The 404-nt window shown below is 66.3% G+C and carries 1 protein-coding gene; it reads right to left on the reverse strand.

Features of this window, described 5'->3' with window-relative positions:
• Positions 1–404: SDR family NAD(P)-dependent oxidoreductase (locus BG61_RS38955; RefSeq protein WP_035943892.1), on the reverse strand; the 404-nt coding region annotated here is incomplete at both ends.

Consider the following 404-nt stretch of genomic DNA (forward strand, 5'->3'; position numbering starts at 1 on the left):
GGGCGCTTCATCGGCACCTGCGAGCCGAAGCTTTTCACGCGCTCGGGCGGCATCGTCGACGGAATCAGCGGCGTCCAGACCGGCCCCGGCGCGACGCAGTTCGCGCGAATGCCCTTGTCGGCGAGCAGTTGCGCGAGGCCGCCGGTGAAGTTCTGGATCGCGCCCTTGGTCGTCGCGTAGGCGATGAGGCCGGGATTCGGCGCGTCCGCGTTCACCGACGACGTGTTCACGATCGCGCCACCCGGCTTCATGTGCGGCAGCGCCGCCTTCGTGATGCGAAACATCGCGCCGATATTGGTGGAGAACGTCTTGTCCCACTCGTCGTCGCTGATGTCTTCCAGGCCGTCGTAGGTCATCTGGTACGCCGCGTTGTTGACGAGCACGTCGATGCGCCCGAACGCCTC

The organism is Caballeronia glathei, from assembly GCF_000698595.1.
GTDB lineage: Bacteria > Pseudomonadota > Gammaproteobacteria > Burkholderiales > Burkholderiaceae > Caballeronia > Caballeronia glathei.